The sequence below is a fragment of the Plantactinospora endophytica genome (genome assembly GCF_016862915.1).
Classification (GTDB): domain Bacteria; phylum Actinomycetota; class Actinomycetes; order Mycobacteriales; family Micromonosporaceae; genus Plantactinospora; species Plantactinospora endophytica.
This window is the reverse complement of record NZ_BONW01000021.1, coordinates 341012-356054: the sequence shown is the minus strand read 5'-3', so window position 1 is coordinate 356054 and position 15043 is coordinate 341012. Positions and strand designations below refer to the sequence as shown.

General features: G+C 72.3%; 13 protein-coding genes. 7 read left to right on the top strand and 6 right to left on the bottom strand.

Annotation, left to right across the window (positions count from 1 at the left end; genetic code table 11):
• Window positions 1-76: 76 nt before the first annotated feature.
• The 6 genes from Pen02_RS22605 to Pen02_RS22580 form a co-directional block, all read right to left on the bottom strand.
• Window positions 77-1096 (bottom strand): ABC transporter substrate-binding protein, encoded by a 1020-nt coding sequence (locus Pen02_RS22605; protein ID WP_203868078.1) that lies wholly within the window; start codon window positions 1094-1096, stop codon window positions 77-79.
• A 406-nt stretch (window positions 1097-1502) separates the two neighbouring features.
• Entirely contained in the window at window positions 1503-2591 is a 1089-nt protein-coding gene (locus tag Pen02_RS22600; RefSeq protein WP_203868077.1) for a uroporphyrinogen-III synthase, read from the bottom strand.
• Window positions 2591-2959, bottom strand: a complete 369-nt coding sequence (nirD, locus tag Pen02_RS22595) for a nitrite reductase small subunit NirD (RefSeq protein ID WP_372445654.1) — start codon at window positions 2957-2959, stop codon at window positions 2591-2593. Before nirD ends, Pen02_RS22600 begins: the two co-directional genes overlap by 1 nt.
• A gap of 2 nt (window positions 2960-2961) precedes the next feature.
• Window positions 2962-5523, bottom strand: a complete 2562-nt coding sequence (gene nirB / locus Pen02_RS22590; protein WP_203868262.1) for a nitrite reductase large subunit NirB — start codon at window positions 5521-5523, stop codon at window positions 2962-2964.
• An 11-nt stretch (window positions 5524-5534) separates the two neighbouring features.
• Window positions 5535-7019 (bottom strand): FAD-dependent oxidoreductase, encoded by a 1485-nt coding sequence (locus Pen02_RS22585; RefSeq protein ID WP_203868075.1) that lies wholly within the window; start codon window positions 7017-7019, stop codon window positions 5535-5537.
• Window positions 7016-9175, bottom strand: a complete 2160-nt coding sequence (locus Pen02_RS22580) for a molybdopterin oxidoreductase family protein (protein ID WP_203868074.1) — start codon at window positions 9173-9175, stop codon at window positions 7016-7018. The genes Pen02_RS22585 and Pen02_RS22580 overlap by 4 nt, the downstream gene beginning before the upstream one ends.
• A gap of 260 nt (window positions 9176-9435) precedes the next feature.
• On the opposite strand from Pen02_RS22580, the gene Pen02_RS22575 reads away from it, so the two are divergent.
• From Pen02_RS22575 to glmM, 7 genes are all read left to right on the top strand, one after another.
• Window positions 9436-10137, top strand: coding sequence for a class I SAM-dependent methyltransferase (locus Pen02_RS22575; protein WP_203868073.1), 702 nt, complete (start codon window positions 9436-9438; stop codon window positions 10135-10137).
• A 32-nt stretch (window positions 10138-10169) separates the two neighbouring features.
• Window positions 10170-10433, top strand: coding sequence for a DUF6364 family protein (locus tag Pen02_RS22570; RefSeq protein WP_203868072.1), 264 nt, complete (start codon window positions 10170-10172; stop codon window positions 10431-10433).
• Window positions 10423-10716 (top strand): type II toxin-antitoxin system PemK/MazF family toxin, encoded by a 294-nt coding sequence (locus tag Pen02_RS22565; protein WP_203868261.1) that lies wholly within the window; start codon window positions 10423-10425, stop codon window positions 10714-10716. The genes Pen02_RS22570 and Pen02_RS22565 overlap by 11 nt, the downstream gene beginning before the upstream one ends.
• Window positions 10717-10886: 170 nt before the next feature.
• Window positions 10887-12341 (top strand): MFS transporter, encoded by a 1455-nt coding sequence (locus tag Pen02_RS22560; protein ID WP_203868071.1) that lies wholly within the window; start codon window positions 10887-10889, stop codon window positions 12339-12341.
• Window positions 12342-12612: 271 nt separating this feature from the next.
• Window positions 12613-13056, top strand: a complete 444-nt coding sequence (gene rplM, locus Pen02_RS22555; protein WP_107260811.1) for a 50S ribosomal protein L13 — start codon at window positions 12613-12615, stop codon at window positions 13054-13056.
• 20 nt (window positions 13057-13076) lie between these two features.
• Window positions 13077-13529: a 30S ribosomal protein S9 gene (gene rpsI, locus Pen02_RS22550; RefSeq protein WP_203868070.1), complete on the top strand. Its 453-nt coding sequence runs from the start codon at window positions 13077-13079 to the stop codon at window positions 13527-13529.
• A gap of 111 nt (window positions 13530-13640) precedes the next feature.
• Window positions 13641-14999 carry a phosphoglucosamine mutase gene (glmM, locus tag Pen02_RS22545; RefSeq protein WP_203868069.1) on the top strand — a complete coding sequence of 453 codons (1359 nt, stop codon included), beginning with the start codon at window positions 13641-13643 and terminating at the stop codon, window positions 14997-14999.
• Window positions 15000-15043: the final 44 nt, after the last annotated feature.

The window sequence follows — 15043 nt, the reverse complement described above, 5'->3', positions numbered from 1 at the left end:
CGATTTCTCCTCTGCGTCGAGAAGGGGACGGCGAGTGGCTGTCCACTCGCCGTCCCCGAGATGTCGCGCTTGTGGGTCAGGCCTTCGGCGCGATCGAGAAGTCGATGACCTTGTCCGGGGTGAGGCCGGCCGGGATCAGCTCGGCACCCTGGAGGATCGCGATGGCCCGGGCGGCCCGCTGCTCGTCGAGCGCGCCGATCACGTTGCCCGGCGCCGAGGTGACGTACGGCGTCATCAGCTTGATCTCGGCCGCCGCGCCCTGCTCGTTCACGTTCGGGTTGTTGGCCTTCATGATCTTGGCGGCCTCTTCAGGGTTCTCCACCGTGTACTTGAGGCCCTTCATCGCCGCGTCCTTGAACCGCTTGACGATGTCCGGGTTCTCCTGGGCGTACTTGGCGGTGGTGGTGAGGCCGGTGCCGAGCAGGTCCCGCAGGTAGTCGGTGAGCGGCATGACGGTCATCTGCTGCTTGGTCACCGTCTCCACCGTGTTCTTGGTGATGACGAAGGTGCTGAGCACGTCGACCTTCTTGCCGACCAGCAGGCCGACCAGGGTCTGCGGGGTGGTCTCGACGAACTGGAGCTTGCTGGCGTCGAAGCCGGCCAGCTTGCCGTACGCCGGCAGCAGGGTCTTGGTGATCGAGCCCGCGGCGACGCCGACCCGCTTGCCCTCCAGGTCCTTCGGCTTCGTGACGTTCGAGCCGGGCGGAGCGAAGATCGCGACCAGGGTGCTCTGGTGCACCGCGGCGATCACCCGCATCTCGGTGACCTGCGCCTTGCCGGTCTGGATCATCAACTGGGTCACGTCGCTGTAGGTGAACTGCGCCTTGCCGGAGAGCAGACCCTGGTTGTTGGTGGCCGGGGCGCCCTGCTGGATGGTGACGTCGAGCCCGGCCTCCTTGAAGAAGTTCTTGTCCTTCGCGACCCACGCGAACGCGTCGTGTCCACCGGTGCCGAACCCGGTCAGGTACGTCACCTTGTCCGGGGTCTTGCTGCCGGCGTCACCGCCGTCGGAGTCGTCCGAGCCCGAGCAACCGGCCGTGACCAACAGGGCCGTGGCCATGGCCGCGGCGGCCAGCACGCGAATACGCCTCGTCATTACTACCTGTCCTTTGAGGATGATCCGTTGAGGATGTGAATCGGTCGCCTGGTTCGGGATCGGCCGCGTCCCGCTGAGCGCTGCGGGTGCGGGTGGTTGCCGACGGCTCGCAGTGGCCGGTGCACGCCAAGATCGTAGTGCGTGGCCCGATGTCTCCGGCAGTCCTCCTGACGCGTCCGCGAGCAGGGTGTGACGCAACCCGAAAGAGTCTCGTCAGGGCGATGGAACGTCGCCGTATGTCCTCTGTGTACGGTCCCGGATGGCAGTTTACGGTCGCGACCGGGACGTTGCGGCCTTACCCTGCCAACCACCTGTCCGCCAGTCAAGGGATCAAGTCGAGCCGATACCCAAGCGTGAGCCGGCAGCCGCCCCGTCGATGGGTTCGACCAGGGGAGATCGGGGCGGATCAGTCGACCGGCAGCCGGTAGCCGCGCTTGACGACGGTCTGCACCACCCCCGGGGTACGCAGCCCGGCCCGCAGCCGGGCCACCGCCATCTCCACGGCGTGCTCGTCGGCGCCCCTCGGCAGGGTGCGCAGCAGGGCGGCCCGGGACATCACCCGGCCGGGCGTACTGGCCAGGGCCCGGAGCACCGCCATCGGGGCGGGCGCCAGCGGGCGCAGCTCGCCGTCCAGGATGGCGGCGTGCCCGCGCAGCGTCAGCAGGTGGCCGGCGACCTTGACGCTGATCGCCCGCTGCGGCAACTCGTCGACGATGGTCCGGACCAGCGCACCGAGCCGGGCCCGGTTCGGCGACACCACCGGTACGCCGTGTCGGCGCAACGGGGCGGCGGTGACCGGCCCGACGCAGGCGGCCAGGACGTCCGAGCGCATCGCGTCCAGCACCGCGTCGGTGCTGGGGCCGGCCGCCCGGAGCAGCGCACCGACGGCCGGTGCGGAGGTGAAGGTGACCGCGTCCACCAGCCGACCGGCGATCAGGTCGACCAGCCGGTGCAGCGGAGCGGGGTCGGTCGGCGCCGCCCACCGGTAGACCGGTACCTCGATCACGCTCGCCCCGGCCGCCTCCAGCGCCGCCGTACACTCCGGCTGCCGTTCGCCGTGTAGCTGCATCGCGATGAGCTGGCCGCGTACGCCGCGCTGCCGGAGGTGGTCGATCACCTCGTCGCAGCTCTCCGAGGCGGGTGACCACTCGTCGTGCAGCCCAGCCGCCCGGATCGCGCCCCGGGCCTTCGGCCCCCGGCTGACGATGTAGGCCCGGGACAGCACCGAGCGCAGCGGCTCGGCCAGTCCCCAGCCCTCGGCCGCCTCCAGCCAGCCGCGCATCCCGATTCCGGTGTTCGCCATCAGCACGTCGGGCGGGTTGTCCAGGCAGGCCCGGGTCGCCGCACGCAGCTCGGTGTCGTCGGCCAGCGGCACGATCCGCAGCGCCGGGGCCAGCACCACCCGGGCGCCGCGCCGCTCCAACAGCGCGGTGAGTTCGTCGCGGCGCCGGTCGGCGGTGACCCCGACCGTGAAGCCGGACAGCTCGCCGGACATCAGGAGTCCCCGGCCGGCCGCTGTCGGGGCGCCACCTCGACCAGCCCGTCCCGGAGCCGGACCGGGTAGGTCGGCACCGCCACGCCCGGCACGTCCAGGCAGTCGCCGGTGCGCAGGTCGTAGACCTGCTTGTGCAGCGGCGAGGCGACCGTCGGGATCTCGCCGCGACTGCCGACGATGCCCCGGGCCATCACGTACGCCTTGGCGATCGGGTCCTGCTGGCCGATGGCGAAGAGCCGGCCGTCGTACGTGCGGAAGACCGCCACCTGTTCGCCGTCGATCAGCGCGGCCACCCCGCGCTCCGGCTCCAGTCGGGGGTACGGGCAGACCGGCGTCCAGCTCACGTCGTCGTTGATCGTGGTGTCCAGAGTCAACTCGGTACCCCCATGGTCGTCGGGAGGCCGAGCGTCACCGGTCGGCGGTCTCCCAGGGCCGGAACGGGCTGTCCCCGTTCCACCTCGAACGTGATCGACGGGTCCGGGACGTCCGGCGCGTTGACGAACGAGGTGAACCGGCGCAGCCGGTCCGGGTCCGCCAGCGTGTCGCGCCACTCGTCCGAGTACGACCCGACGTGCCGGGCCATCGCGGCGTCCAGTTCGGCACAGAGCCCGAGCGAGTCGTCGACGATGACCGCCCGCAGGTGTTCCAGGCCGCCCTCCATCGCCTCGATCCAGGCGGCCGTCCGCTGGAGCCGGTCGGCGGTGCGGATGTAGAACATCAGGAATCTGTCGACGTACCGGACCAGGTCCTCGGTGGAGAGATCCTGGCCGAAGAGTTCGGCGTGCCGGGGGCGGAAGCCGCCGTTGCCACCGAGGTAGAGGTTCCAGCCGTTGTCGGTGGCGATGATGCCGAAGTCCTTGCTGCGGGCCTCGGCGCACTCCCGGGCACAGCCGGAGACCGCAGACTTGATCTTGTGTGGGGCACGCAGTCCCCGGTAGCGCAGCTCCAGGGCGACGGCCAGCCCGACCGAGTCCTGCACGCCGTACCGGCACCAGGTGGAGCCGACACAGGACTTCACCGTACGCAGCGCCTTGCCGTACGCGTGCCCGGACTCGAAGCCGGCGTCGACCAGCCGGCGCCAGATCTGCGGCAACTGCTCCACCCGGGCGCCGAAGAGGTCGATCCGCTGCCCACCGGTGATCTTCGTGTAGAGGTTGAAGTCCCGGGCCACCTCGCCGATCACGATCAGCTTTTCCGGGGTGATCTCGCCACCCGGGATCCGGGGCACCACGGAGTAGGTCCCGTCCCGCTGGATGTTGGCCAGGAAGTGGTCGTTGGTGTCCTGCAACGACGCCTGCTCGCCGTCGAGCACGTAGCCGTTGCCGAGCGAGGCGAGGATCGAGGCGACCGCCGGCTTGCAGATGTCGCAGCCCCGACCCCGGCCGTGCTCGGCGACCAGCCGGGAGAAGGTACGGATCTGGCGTACCCGGACGATCTCGAAGAGCTCCTGTCGACTGTGGTCGAAGTGCTCGCAGAGCGCCTTGCTCAGGCTCACCCCGGAGACCGCCAGCAACTGCTTCAGCATCGGTACGCAGGACCCGCAGCTCGTACCGGCCCGGGTGCACGCCTTCAACCCGGGTACGTCGGTGCAGCCCTCGGCGATCGCGCCGACGAGCTGGTCCTTGGTCACCGCGTTGCAGGAGCAGACCTGCGCCGACCCGGGCAGCGCGGCGATCCCGGAGCCCGTACCGGTGCCGTCGCCGGCCGGGGCGAGCAGCGCCAGCGGCGGGCCGGGCAGCGCACCGCCGACACTCGCCCGCAGCGTCGGGTACGCCGTCACGTCGCCCACCAGCACCCCGCCGAGCAGGGTCTGCGCGTCGTCCGAGAGGACCAGCTTGGCGTAGACCCGGGTGGCCGGGTCGGTGAACGTCACGTCCAGGCAGCCCGGGGTGCGGCCGTGCGCGTCGCCGAACGAGGCGACGTCCACGCCGAGCAGCTTCAGCTTGGTCGACAGGTCCGCCCCCGGGAAGGTGGCCGAGCCGCCGACCAGCCGGTCGGCCACCACCTCGGCCATCGCGTAGCCGGGCGCGACCAGGCCGTAGCAGGTCCCCTCGACGGCGGCGCACTCGCCGATCGCCCAGATCCGCTCGTCGGCGCTGCGGCAGGTCTCGTCGACCCGGATCCCGCCACGCTCGCCCAGCGCCAGGCCGGCGTCCCGGGCCAGCTCGTCCCGGGGCCGGATGCCGGCGGCCACCACCACCAGGTCGGTCGGGAGCCAACTGCCGTCCGAGAGGGTCAGCCCGGCCAGTTCGCCGTCCGGCCGGGACCGGATCGCGGTGGTGGCCACCCCGAGGTGCGGCACCACGCCAAGTTCCTCGACGTACCGGCGCAGCATCGCACCGCCGGCCTCGTCGACCTGTACCGGCATCAGCCGGGGCGCGAACTCCACCACGGAGGTGGCGAGGCCGAGCAGCCGCAGTGCGTTCGCCGCCTCCAGGCCGAGCAGCCCGCCGCCGACCACCGCACCGGTACGCCGGCCCTTGGCGAAGTCGCGGATCGCGGTCAGGTCGTCCAGGGTGCGGTAGACGAAGACCCCGGACCGCAGCGACGGGGTGGGTCCGAGCGCGTCCGGGCCGTCGGCGACGTACGCGCCGTCGATCGGCGGCACGAACGGGTACGACCCGGTCGCCAGCACCAGCGCGTCGTAGGGGTACTCCCCACCGCCGGTGACCACCCGTCGCGCCGCCCGGTCGATCGCCACCACCGGCTCGCCGAGCCGCAGGTCGACGCCGTCGTCGGGCCGGTGCAGGCTCAGCTCGTCCGCGTCCACCCCGTCGAAGAACGCCGACAGCCGCACCCGGTCGTACGCCGGCCGGCCCTCCTCGGCCAGCACGGTGACCTGCCAGCGGCCGTCGGTGTCCCGGGAGCGCAGCGCCTCGACGAAGCGCTGCCCCACCATGCCGTTGCCGACCACCACGAGCCGCTGCCGCACGGACGATCCAGTCACGCTGCCACCTCTGCTTCCACCGGGTCGGGAGTGTCGATCGAGGAGAGCCAGCCGAGGATCCCCTCCACGGCGTCCCGGCAGCTACCGCAGCCGGTGGTGGCCCGGGTGGCGGCGACCACGTCGTCCATCGACCTCGCCCCGGCCCGCCAGCAGCGCACCAGCGCGCCCTTGCGTACGGTGTTGCACTGGCAGACCGTCGCCGCGTCGGGCATCAGTGCCGGTGACTCGACCGGTGCCGCGCCCGCGCCGTCCCGGCTGCGGCCGAGCAGCAGCGTGCGGCGGTCGATCGGCACCGGGGTACCCCGGTCGAAGAGCTGGATCACCGTGCCGACCGCCGGGTTGTCGCCGAGCATGATCGCCCCGGTGAGCCGTTCGCCGACGATCCGCAGCCGGGCGTAGGTGCCGCGGACCGGATCGGAGAAGCTGAGTTCCTCGACGTCCGGGGCGGGGCCGGCGGCGGCGTCGCCCATCGCGGCAAGGTCGATGCCGGCGGCCTTGAGCCGGGTGACCGACGGCTGTGGCCGGTAGCGCGCCCTCGGGTCGTGTCCGGCCAGCACCTGGGCCAGCACCCGGGCCTGCTCCCAGGCCGGCGCGACCAGCCCGGTCACCACGCCCGCGTGCTGGGCGCAGTCGCCGATCGCCGAGACGTGCGGGTCGCTGGTGCGCAGCCGGTCGTCGACCACCACGCCCCGGTCGACGGTGAGCCCGGCGGCGCGGGCCAACTCGGTGTCGGGGCGTACCCCGCAGGAGAGGACCAGCAGGTCGGCGTCGAGGTGACGGCCGTCGGAGAGGGTGAGGGTGAGGCCGTCGGCCCGGACGTCCACGGCGCTCGCGGCCACGTCCAGGTGGGTGGTGACGCCGAGCCCGCCCAGGGTACGCGCCAGCACCGCGCCGGCCGTCGGGTCGAGTTGCCGCTCCATCAGGTGCCCGACCGGGTGCACCACCTGCACGTCGAGTCCCCGGGCGGCTAACCCCCGGGCCGCCTCCAGGCCGAGCAGCCCGCCGCCGAGCACCAGGGCCCGGCGGGCTCCGGTGGTGGCGGCCAGGATGCGCCGGCAGTCGTCCAGGGTGCGGAACACGGCGACCCGGTCCGGCAACCGGTCCCGGTCCAGCCCGGCCAGCGGCGGTACCAGGGCCCGCCCGCCGGTGGCCAGCACCAGGTGGTCGTACCCGATCAGGTCGCCCTGCCCGGTCGTCACCGTCCGGGCCGCCCGGTCCACTCCGGTCACCTCGACCCCGGGCCGTACGTCGATGCCGTGCCCGGCCGCCTCGGCCAGCTCCACACCGGACTCGTCGACCTTGCCGGCCAGCAGGCTGGACAGCATGATCCGGTTGTACGCCCGGTGCAGCTCGGCGCCGAGTACCGTGATCTTCGCGTCGCCGAGCCGGGCCGACAGCTCGGCGGCCAACCGCGCGCCGGCCATGCCGTGCCCGACGATCACGATCCGGTTCCGTGATCCGTCCACTGTCTCCTCTGTCATGAGGTCCCCTCGTGACGCTCGTCGACCGGTGCCTTCCGCACCTGGACCGCACAGACCTTGAACTCGGGCATCCTGGAGACCGGATCGAGGGCGTCGCTGGTCACCGAGTTGATCCGGGCCGCGCCCGCCCAGTGGAACGGCGCGAAGACGGTGTCCGGCCGGATCGTCGGGGTCAGCCGGGCCGGCGCGCGCATCTCGCCCCGGCGGCTGGTCACCAGTACCTCGTCGCCGTCCTCCACCCCGAGCCGGGCTGCCAGGTCGGGATGCAGCTCCACGAAGGCGTTCGGGGCGGCCCGGCGCAGCGCGTCGACCCGCCTGGTCTGCGCCCCGGACTGGTACTGCGCCAGCACCCGGCCGGTGGTCAGGTAGACCGGATAGTCCGGGCAGACCTCCTCGGCCGGCGGGCGGTGCTCGACCGGCAGGAACCGGGCCCGGCCGTCCGGGGTGGGGAAGCCGTCGGCGAAGAGTCGCGGGGTGCCCGGCCCCGCCTCGTCGGGACAGGGCCAGAAGACACCGTCCTCGGCGTCGATCCGCGCCCAGGTGATCCCGGCGTAGTCGGCCGTACCGCCGGCCGAGGCTTGCCGCAGCTCCGCGAAGACCTGCTCGGGCGCCGCCGGAAAGCGGGAGCGGTCCAGGGTCGTCCCGTCGACGTGCTCCAGCCGCTCGGCGAGGTCGGCGAGCAGGGCCAGGTCGGTGCGTACCCCCGGCGGTGGTGGGCGGAGCGCGCGACGGCGCAACACCCGACCCTCCAGGTTGGTCATCGTGCCGTCCTCTTCGGCCCACTGCGCGGTCGGCAGCACCACGTCGGCGATCTCCGCCGTCTCGGAGCGGACGAAGTCGGCGACGACCAGCAGGTCGAGGTCGCGCAGCCGGTCGGTGACCCGGCCCGCCCGGGGGGCCGAGACGACCGGGTTGGAGCCGAACACCAGCAGCCCCTTCGGACCGCCGTCGGTGCCGAGGGCGTCGAGCAGCTCGTACGCCGAGACACCCGGGCCGGGCAGCAGGGTCGGGTCGACGCCCCAGACCCCGGCGACGTGCGCCCGGGCCGCCGGGTCGTCGATCCGGCGGTAGCCGGGAAGCTGGTCGGCCTTCTGTCCGTGCTCCCGGCCACCCTGGCCGTTGCCCTGGCCGGTGAGGCAGCCGTAGCCGGAGCCGGGCCGACCGGGCAGGCCGAGCGCCAGGGCCAGGTTGACGAAGGCGGTCACCGTGTCGACGCCCTTGGCGTGCTGCTCGGCGCCGCGCGCGGTGAGGATGATCGCCCGGTCGGCGGTGCCGAGCGCCCGGGCCGCCGCCTCCAGGTCGGCCACCGGTACCCCGGAGAGCCGCTCCGCCCGGGCCGGCCAGTACCCGGCGGTCACCCGCCGCACCTGGTCGAATCCGCTGGTACGGGCGGCCACGTAGTCCTTGTCGACAAGTCCCTCGGCCAGCGCGATGTGCAGCAGCGCGTTCGCCACCGCCAGGTCGGTGCCGGGGGTCGGTTGCAGGTGCAGGGTCGCCTGTCGGGCGGTGGCGGTGGCCCGGGGGTCGACCACGATCAGGGTGCCGCCGCGCTCCCGTTGCTCGACCAGGTAGCGGACCAGCGGCGGCATCGTCTCGGCGACGTTCGCGCCGACCAGCAGCAGGGTGTCGGCGGTGCCGAGGTCGGCCAGCGGAAACGGCAGCCCTCGGTCGACGCCGAAGGCCCGCATCCCGGCGGCGGCGGCCGACGACATGCAGAACCGTCCGTTGTAGTCGATGTTGCGGGTGCCGAGCGCGACCCGGGCGAACTTGCCGAGGGCGTACGCCTTCTCGTTGGTCAGCCCGCCGCCGCCGAAGACGGCCACCGCGTCCCGGCCGTACGCCGACTGGATCCGGCGGATGCCGGTCACCACCCGGTCCAGCGCCTCCGGCCAGCTCGCCGGGCGCAACGTCCCGCCGGGGCGGTCCCGCAGCAGTGGCGTGGTCAGCCGGTCGGGGTGGTCGAGCAACTCGGCGGCGGTCCAGCCCTTCTGACACAGCCCGCCCCGGTTGGTGGGAAAGTTCCGGGGCAGCACCTGCACCAGGTCTGCGGTACGGCGCAGCGTCATCCCGCACTGGAGGGCGCAGTATGGGCAGTGCGTGACGATGTCCTGGGACACATCCTCCGAATGCGTCGCAGTGCGTGCACCGTCTGTCATGTCCGAAGCGTGCCGGCGCCCGGTTTCGCGGCCGGGTCCCTCTTGTTTCGGGCCTGTCAAGAGCCGCTCACACGGATCCCGCTCAGCGGGTCGGCTTCCCCTTGCCCGGCGCCGGAGATTACCTACAATTCTGGGCGGAGGCCGGAAAGTCTGCTGCGGACGGCTTTCGGGCGGAAGTGGACCGGGAGTTCGCGACGGGCCCGCGCCGGACAGTGGATCTATGATGTGGAAGCTCGTTCCACATCTTAGGAGGCACTCCGATGGCCGTGGTGTCGCTTTTCGAAGCGGTGGCCGGGTCGTACGACGAGTCCCGCCGCAGGCTGGTGCCGTGCTTCGACGACTTCTACGGCACCGCGGTGGAGGTGGCCGCTCCGCCGCTGCGTCGGGCGCTGGCGTCCGGGCGGGTGCCGGCGGTACTCGACCTCGGCGCCGGCACCGGACTGCTCTCGATCCTGGTCAGCGCCGCCGTACCGGGGGTCCGGACCACCCTGCTGGACGGCGCACCGGCGATGCTCGCGGTCGCCGGAGGGCACCTGAGCCGACGGGGCGTACCGCACGAGACGGTGATCACCGACCTGACCGCGCCGCTGCCCGGCGGCCCGTACGACGCGGTCGTCTCGGCCCTGGCCATCCACCACCTGCCGGACGCCGACAAGCGCGACCTGTACCGCCGGATCCGCCAGGTACTGGTGCCCGGTGGGGTCTTCGTGAACGCCGAGCAGGTCGCCGGCGGTACCCCCGACCTGGACCACCGGTACGACGAGGTGTGGCTCGCCCAGGTCACCGCGCTCGGCGCCAGCGAGGCGGAGATCGCCGGAGCCCGGGAGCGGATGCTGCACGACCGCCCGGCGCCGCTGCCGGACCAGTGCCGCTGGCTGGGCGAGGCCGGTTTCGTCGGGGTCGACTGTTTCTACAAGTCGTGGCGGTTCGCCGTCTTCGGCGGCCGGCGCGAGCTGGACTGACAGGTGGTCATACCGCCGGTAGGCTGGGCGGCATGACCGCAAAGGTGACCCTCTCGTTCTCCGACGAGACGATCGAGGACGCGCGGCACTTCGCGAAACGGGACGGCATGTCGCTTTCCGCCTGGATCGACCAGGCCGCCCGGGAGAAGGCGCTCCGCGAGGTCTTCGCCGCGCACGCCGAGGCGGTCGGCCGGGCCCGGCTGGACATCGAGGCCGCCGCCATCGCCGACGCCCAGGAGGCCGCACTCGTCGACGCGGCCCTCGGCAGGCGCCCGGGTGAATCCTCTGTTGCGTAGGGGCGAGATCTGGCGGATCGACGGTGCCCGGTCCCGGCTCGGCCTGGTGATCAGCTCCGACGTCTACAACTCCACCGACGTGCCGATCGTGATCGTGGCCGAGGTGGTCGACTCCGAACTGCTCCGGGACTCCCCGCTCGCCGTCACCATGGGCGAATACGTGGTGATGCCGGACCGGCTCTCCTCGCCGATGAAGAAGTGGTTCACCGAGTGCGTCGGCGCGGCCGACACCGACACCATGTTCCGGGTCAGCCGGGCGCTGCGTATCCTCCAAGGCATCTGATCATCGGGGGCTGACCGCTCCGGTCCCCCGGAGCGCGCCGCTCCGACCGTCGCGAGTCGGGCGGCCCGGCGCGTCTCACTACCCGGCCGGACCCGCCGTGCGCGCTCCGTTGCCGGCCCGACCCCGAGTGCGAACCGCCGGGAAACCGCCCGCTCCTACGTTCGGGCGGCATGACGAGTACTGCCGCCGCTCCCGGCACCGACAGCACGGCCGCCGCCCCGGCGACGGCCGGTACCGGCACGCTTCCGCCACCGGCCACCGCGCCGGGGCCCGCCGCCGGCACGCCCGGCACCCCTCGCCGGCACCAACTCGACGACTGGCGCCCCGAGGATCCGGACTTCTGGCGCGAGACCGGGGCACCGGTCGCCCGGCGCAACCTGATCGTCTCGATCGCCTCCGAGCACATCGGCTTCTCGGTGTGGAGCCTCTGGTCGGTGCTGGTGCTCTTCCTCGGCCCGGCGTACGGGATCGACCCGGCCGGGAAGTTCCTGCTCACCGCCGTACCGACCGCGTTGGGCGCGGTGCTGCGGCTGCCGTACACGCTGGCGGTGGCGAAGTTCGGCGGGCGGAACTGGACCATCGTCAGCGCCCTGTTGCTGCTGCTGCCGGCGGTGCCGATGGCGATCCTGATCGAGCCCGGCGTGTCGTACTCCACGCTGATGGTGCTGGCCTGCCTGGCCGGCGTCGGCGGCGGCAACTTCGCCTCCTCGATGGCGAACATCAACCTCTTCTACCCGCAGCGCCTCAAGGGCTGGGCGCTGGGCCTGAACGCCGGTGGCGGCAACATCGGGGTGGCCGCCGTACAGCTCGTCGGGCTGGCGGTGCTGGCCACGGCGGGCGCCGCGTACCCGCGCCTGGTGCCGGCGGTCTACATCCCGCTGATCGTGCTCGCCGCGCTGGCCTCGGCCCGCTACATGGACAACATCACCGGGGTACGCAACGAGCGGGGCGCACTGCGGGAGGCGGCCCGGGACCCGCACACCTGGGTGATGTCGGTGCTCTACATCGGCACCTTCGGCTCGTTCATCGGGTTCGGCTTCGCCTTCGGCCAGGTGCTGCTGGTGCAGTTCGGCGACCGGTTCGCCACCCCGCTGGACGCGGCGTACCTGACCTTCCTCGGACCGCTGGTCGGCTCGCTGATCCGGCCGGTGGGCGGGCACCTGGCCGACCGGTACGGCGGGGCCCGGGTGACGCTGGCGACCTTCGCCGGCATGGCGGCCGGGGCGGGACTGGTCCACTACGCCTCCGGAGAGCGGTCGCTGACCCTCTACCTGGTCGGCTTCATCGGGCTCTTCGTGCTCTCCGGGATCGGCAACGGATCGACGTACAAGATGATCCCGGCGATCTTCCGGGCCAGGGCGGCGCAGGCGGTGGCCGTCGGTGAACTGGACCCGGCCGCCGCGCAACGCCGGGCGTGGCGGCTCTCCGGTGCCCTGATCGGGATCGCCGGGGCGGTCGGCGCGTTCGGGGGCGTACTGGTCAACATCGCCTTCCGGCAGTCGTTCCTGGCCTACGCCTCGGCCGACGCCGCCTACCTCGCCTTCATCGCCTGGTACGCGATCTGTCTCGTGGTGACCTGGGCGGTCTACCTCCGCCCGTCGCCGCACCGGCTCGCCGGGGTGTGAGACCGGGCTGTGCGACCCCTTCGCCGAGTGCCGCAGGACCTCCGGCTATCGTTTCCGACGGAGGCGGAGGTCCTGCCGGCCGTACCCAGCCCGCTGGGGGTGTCCCGTTTTGACCCCGGCCCCGGCGACCGGGTATCGTTGCCTGCTGTTGTGTGACACCCAAGTTTTCACGTGACATCCGCGGGCGTGCCTTTCCGGGTACGCTTGGTCGTTTGTGCGTGCCTGGCGACCGGTGCGCGACCCCAGACCGACGACGAGACAAGGTAGACCTGTGCGTACGTACAGCCCGAAGCCGGGTGAGATCGAGCGTCAGTGGCACGTCATCGACGCGTCAGACGTCGTGCTGGGCCGTCTGGCCACCCACGTTGCCACGCTGCTGCGCGGCAAGCACAAGCCGACTTTCGCGCCGCACGTCGACACCGGTGACTTCGTCGTCGTCGTGAACGCGGGCAAGGTGGCGCTGACCGGCAACAAGCGGCACACCAAGGTCGCCTACCGGCACTCCGGCTACCCGGGCGGTCTGAAGCAGGTCGGCTACGACGAGCTGCTGACCAAGCGTCCCGACCGGGCCATCGAGCTGGCCGTCAAGGGCATGCTCCCGCACAACAAGCTCGGCCGTAAGCTGATCAAGAAGCTGAAGGTCTACGCCGGTGCCGAGCACCCGCACGCCGCGCAGCAGCCGGTGCCGTTCGAGATCAAGCAGATCGCGCAGTGAGCGCGGGCGAAGGAAGCAGCATGACCGACACCATCGCGACCACCGAAGCCCCGGTGCCCGCCCCGGTGGCCCGCGCTCCCCGTGGCGACCGCCCGATCCAGACCGTGGGTCGCCGCAAGGAGGCGATCGTCCGGGTCCGGATCGTCCCCGGCAGCGGCAAGATCACCTGCAACGGCCGCGACCTTGAGGCGTACTTCCCGAGCAAGGTGCACCAGCAGCTCATCAAGGAGCCTCTGGTGACCGCCGAGAAGCCCGAGGCGTTCGACGTCATCGCCAACCTGCGGGGCGGCGGCACCACCGGCCAGGCCGGCGGGCTGCGGCTGGCCATCGCGCGGGCGCTGATCGCCAACGACCCCGACGACCGTCCGGCGCTGAAGAAGGCCGGCTTCCTCACCCGGGACGCCCGGGAGAAGGAAAGCAAGAAGTACGGTCTCAAGAAGGCCCGTAAGGCGCCCCAGTACTCCAAGCGCTGATCAACGGCAACATTTTGTACGTCTGACGTACGGCCGGAAACCGCCCCCTTCCGCGGTGGCGGTGTCCGGCCGTTTCGTTTTCCATCGGTGCGCTTCCCGGAGGTTTCGCGCATGGGGCGGCTGTTCGGCACTGACGGCGTACGCGGGCGCGCGAACGCCGACCTCACCCCCGAGTTGTCACTCGCGGTCGCGGTCGCGGCCGCGCACACCCTCGCCGAACAGGACCGGAGCCATCCGCCGCTCGCGGTGGTGGGCCGGGACACCCGGGCCAGCGGCGAGATGCTGGAGGCCGCGGTGGTGGCCGGGCTGACCAGCGCCGGGGCCAACGTGGTCCGGGTCGGGGTGCTGCCGACGCCGGGTGTGGCGTTCCTGGTCGGCGAGGCCAAGGCGGACATCGGGGTGATGCTCTCGGCCTCGCACAACCCGATGCCGGACAACGGGATCAAGCTCTTCGCGGCCGGCGGGCACAAGCTCCCCGACGACGTCGAGATGAAGATCGAGGCCGCCGTCGAGGCGAACGGCTCGGCCGGCTGGACCCGACCGACCGGTGCCGGCGTCGGCCGGGTGCACGACCTGCTCGACGGTGCCGAGCACTACATCCAGCACCTGGTCGGCACGATCCCGCACCGGCTCGACGGGCTGAAGGTCGTGGTGGACTGCGCGAACGGCGCCGCCTCCGAGATCGCCCCGGTGGCGTACCGGGAGGCCGGGGCCGAGGTGATCGCCATCTCCGCCGAGCCCGACGGGCTCAACATCAACGACGACTGCGGTTCGCAGCACCTCGACAACCTGCGGGCGGCCGTGCTGGAACACGGCGCCGACCTCGGTATCGCGCACGACGGCGACGCCGACCGCTGCCTGGCGATCGCCGCCGACGGCAGCGAGGTGGACGGCGACCAGATCATGGCGATCCTGGCGCTGGCCATGCGGGAGGCCGGGACACTGACCCAGGACACCCTGGTCGCGACCGTGATGAGCAACCTCGGGCTGCGGCTGGCCATGTCCGCCGCCGGCATCCGGCTGGTCGAGACCAAGGTCGGCGACCGGTACGTGCTGGAGGAGCTGCGCGCCTCCGGGCTGGCGCTGGGCGGCGAGCAGAGCGGGCACCTGGTACTGCCGGCGTACGCGACCACCGGCGACGGCGTACTCACCGGGCTGCACCTGATGTCCCGGGTGGCGGCCACCGGGCGTAGCCTCGCCGAGCTGGCTGCGGTGCTGACGAAGCTGCCGCAGGTGCTGATCAACGTGCCGGTCGCGGACCGTACCGTCGGCGCGGGCGCACCGGCCGTGCTCGGCGCGGTGCAGCGGGCCGAGGCCGAGCTGGGCGAGACGGGCCGGGTGCTGCTCCGCCCCTCCGGCACCGAGCCGCTGGTCCGGGTGATGGTCGAGGCGTCGACGCTGGAACTGGCCCAGGAGATCGCGGAACGGATCGCCGCCGAGGTACGCGCCGCAAGCCCCGTAGCGGCGTAACGGCCCGGCCGGCCGCTGTCCGACCGGCGCGCTCCACGGCTGGC

Coding starts and splice junctions, on each gene's coding strand:
- Pen02_RS22605 (WP_203868078.1), bottom strand. CDS start 1,096: ATGACGAGGCGTATTCGCGTGCTGGCCGCCGCGGCCATGGCCACGGCC.
- Pen02_RS22580 (WP_203868074.1), bottom strand. CDS start 9,175: ATGACAGACGGTGCACGCACTGCGACGCATTCGGAGGATGTGTCCCAG.
- Pen02_RS22570 (WP_203868072.1), top strand. CDS start 10,170: ATGACCGCAAAGGTGACCCTCTCGTTCTCCGACGAGACGATCGAGGAC.
- glmM (WP_203868069.1), top strand. CDS start 13,641: ATGGGGCGGCTGTTCGGCACTGACGGCGTACGCGGGCGCGCGAACGCC.
- Pen02_RS22575 (WP_203868073.1), top strand. CDS start 9,436: ATGGCCGTGGTGTCGCTTTTCGAAGCGGTGGCCGGGTCGTACGACGAG.
- Pen02_RS22560 (WP_203868071.1), top strand. CDS start 10,887: ATGACGAGTACTGCCGCCGCTCCCGGCACCGACAGCACGGCCGCCGCC.
- rpsI (WP_203868070.1), top strand. CDS start 13,077: ATGACCGACACCATCGCGACCACCGAAGCCCCGGTGCCCGCCCCGGTG.
- Pen02_RS22585 (WP_203868075.1), bottom strand. CDS start 7,019: ATGACAGAGGAGACAGTGGACGGATCACGGAACCGGATCGTGATCGTC.
- Pen02_RS22600 (WP_203868077.1), bottom strand. CDS start 2,591: ATGTCCGGCGAGCTGTCCGGCTTCACGGTCGGGGTCACCGCCGACCGG.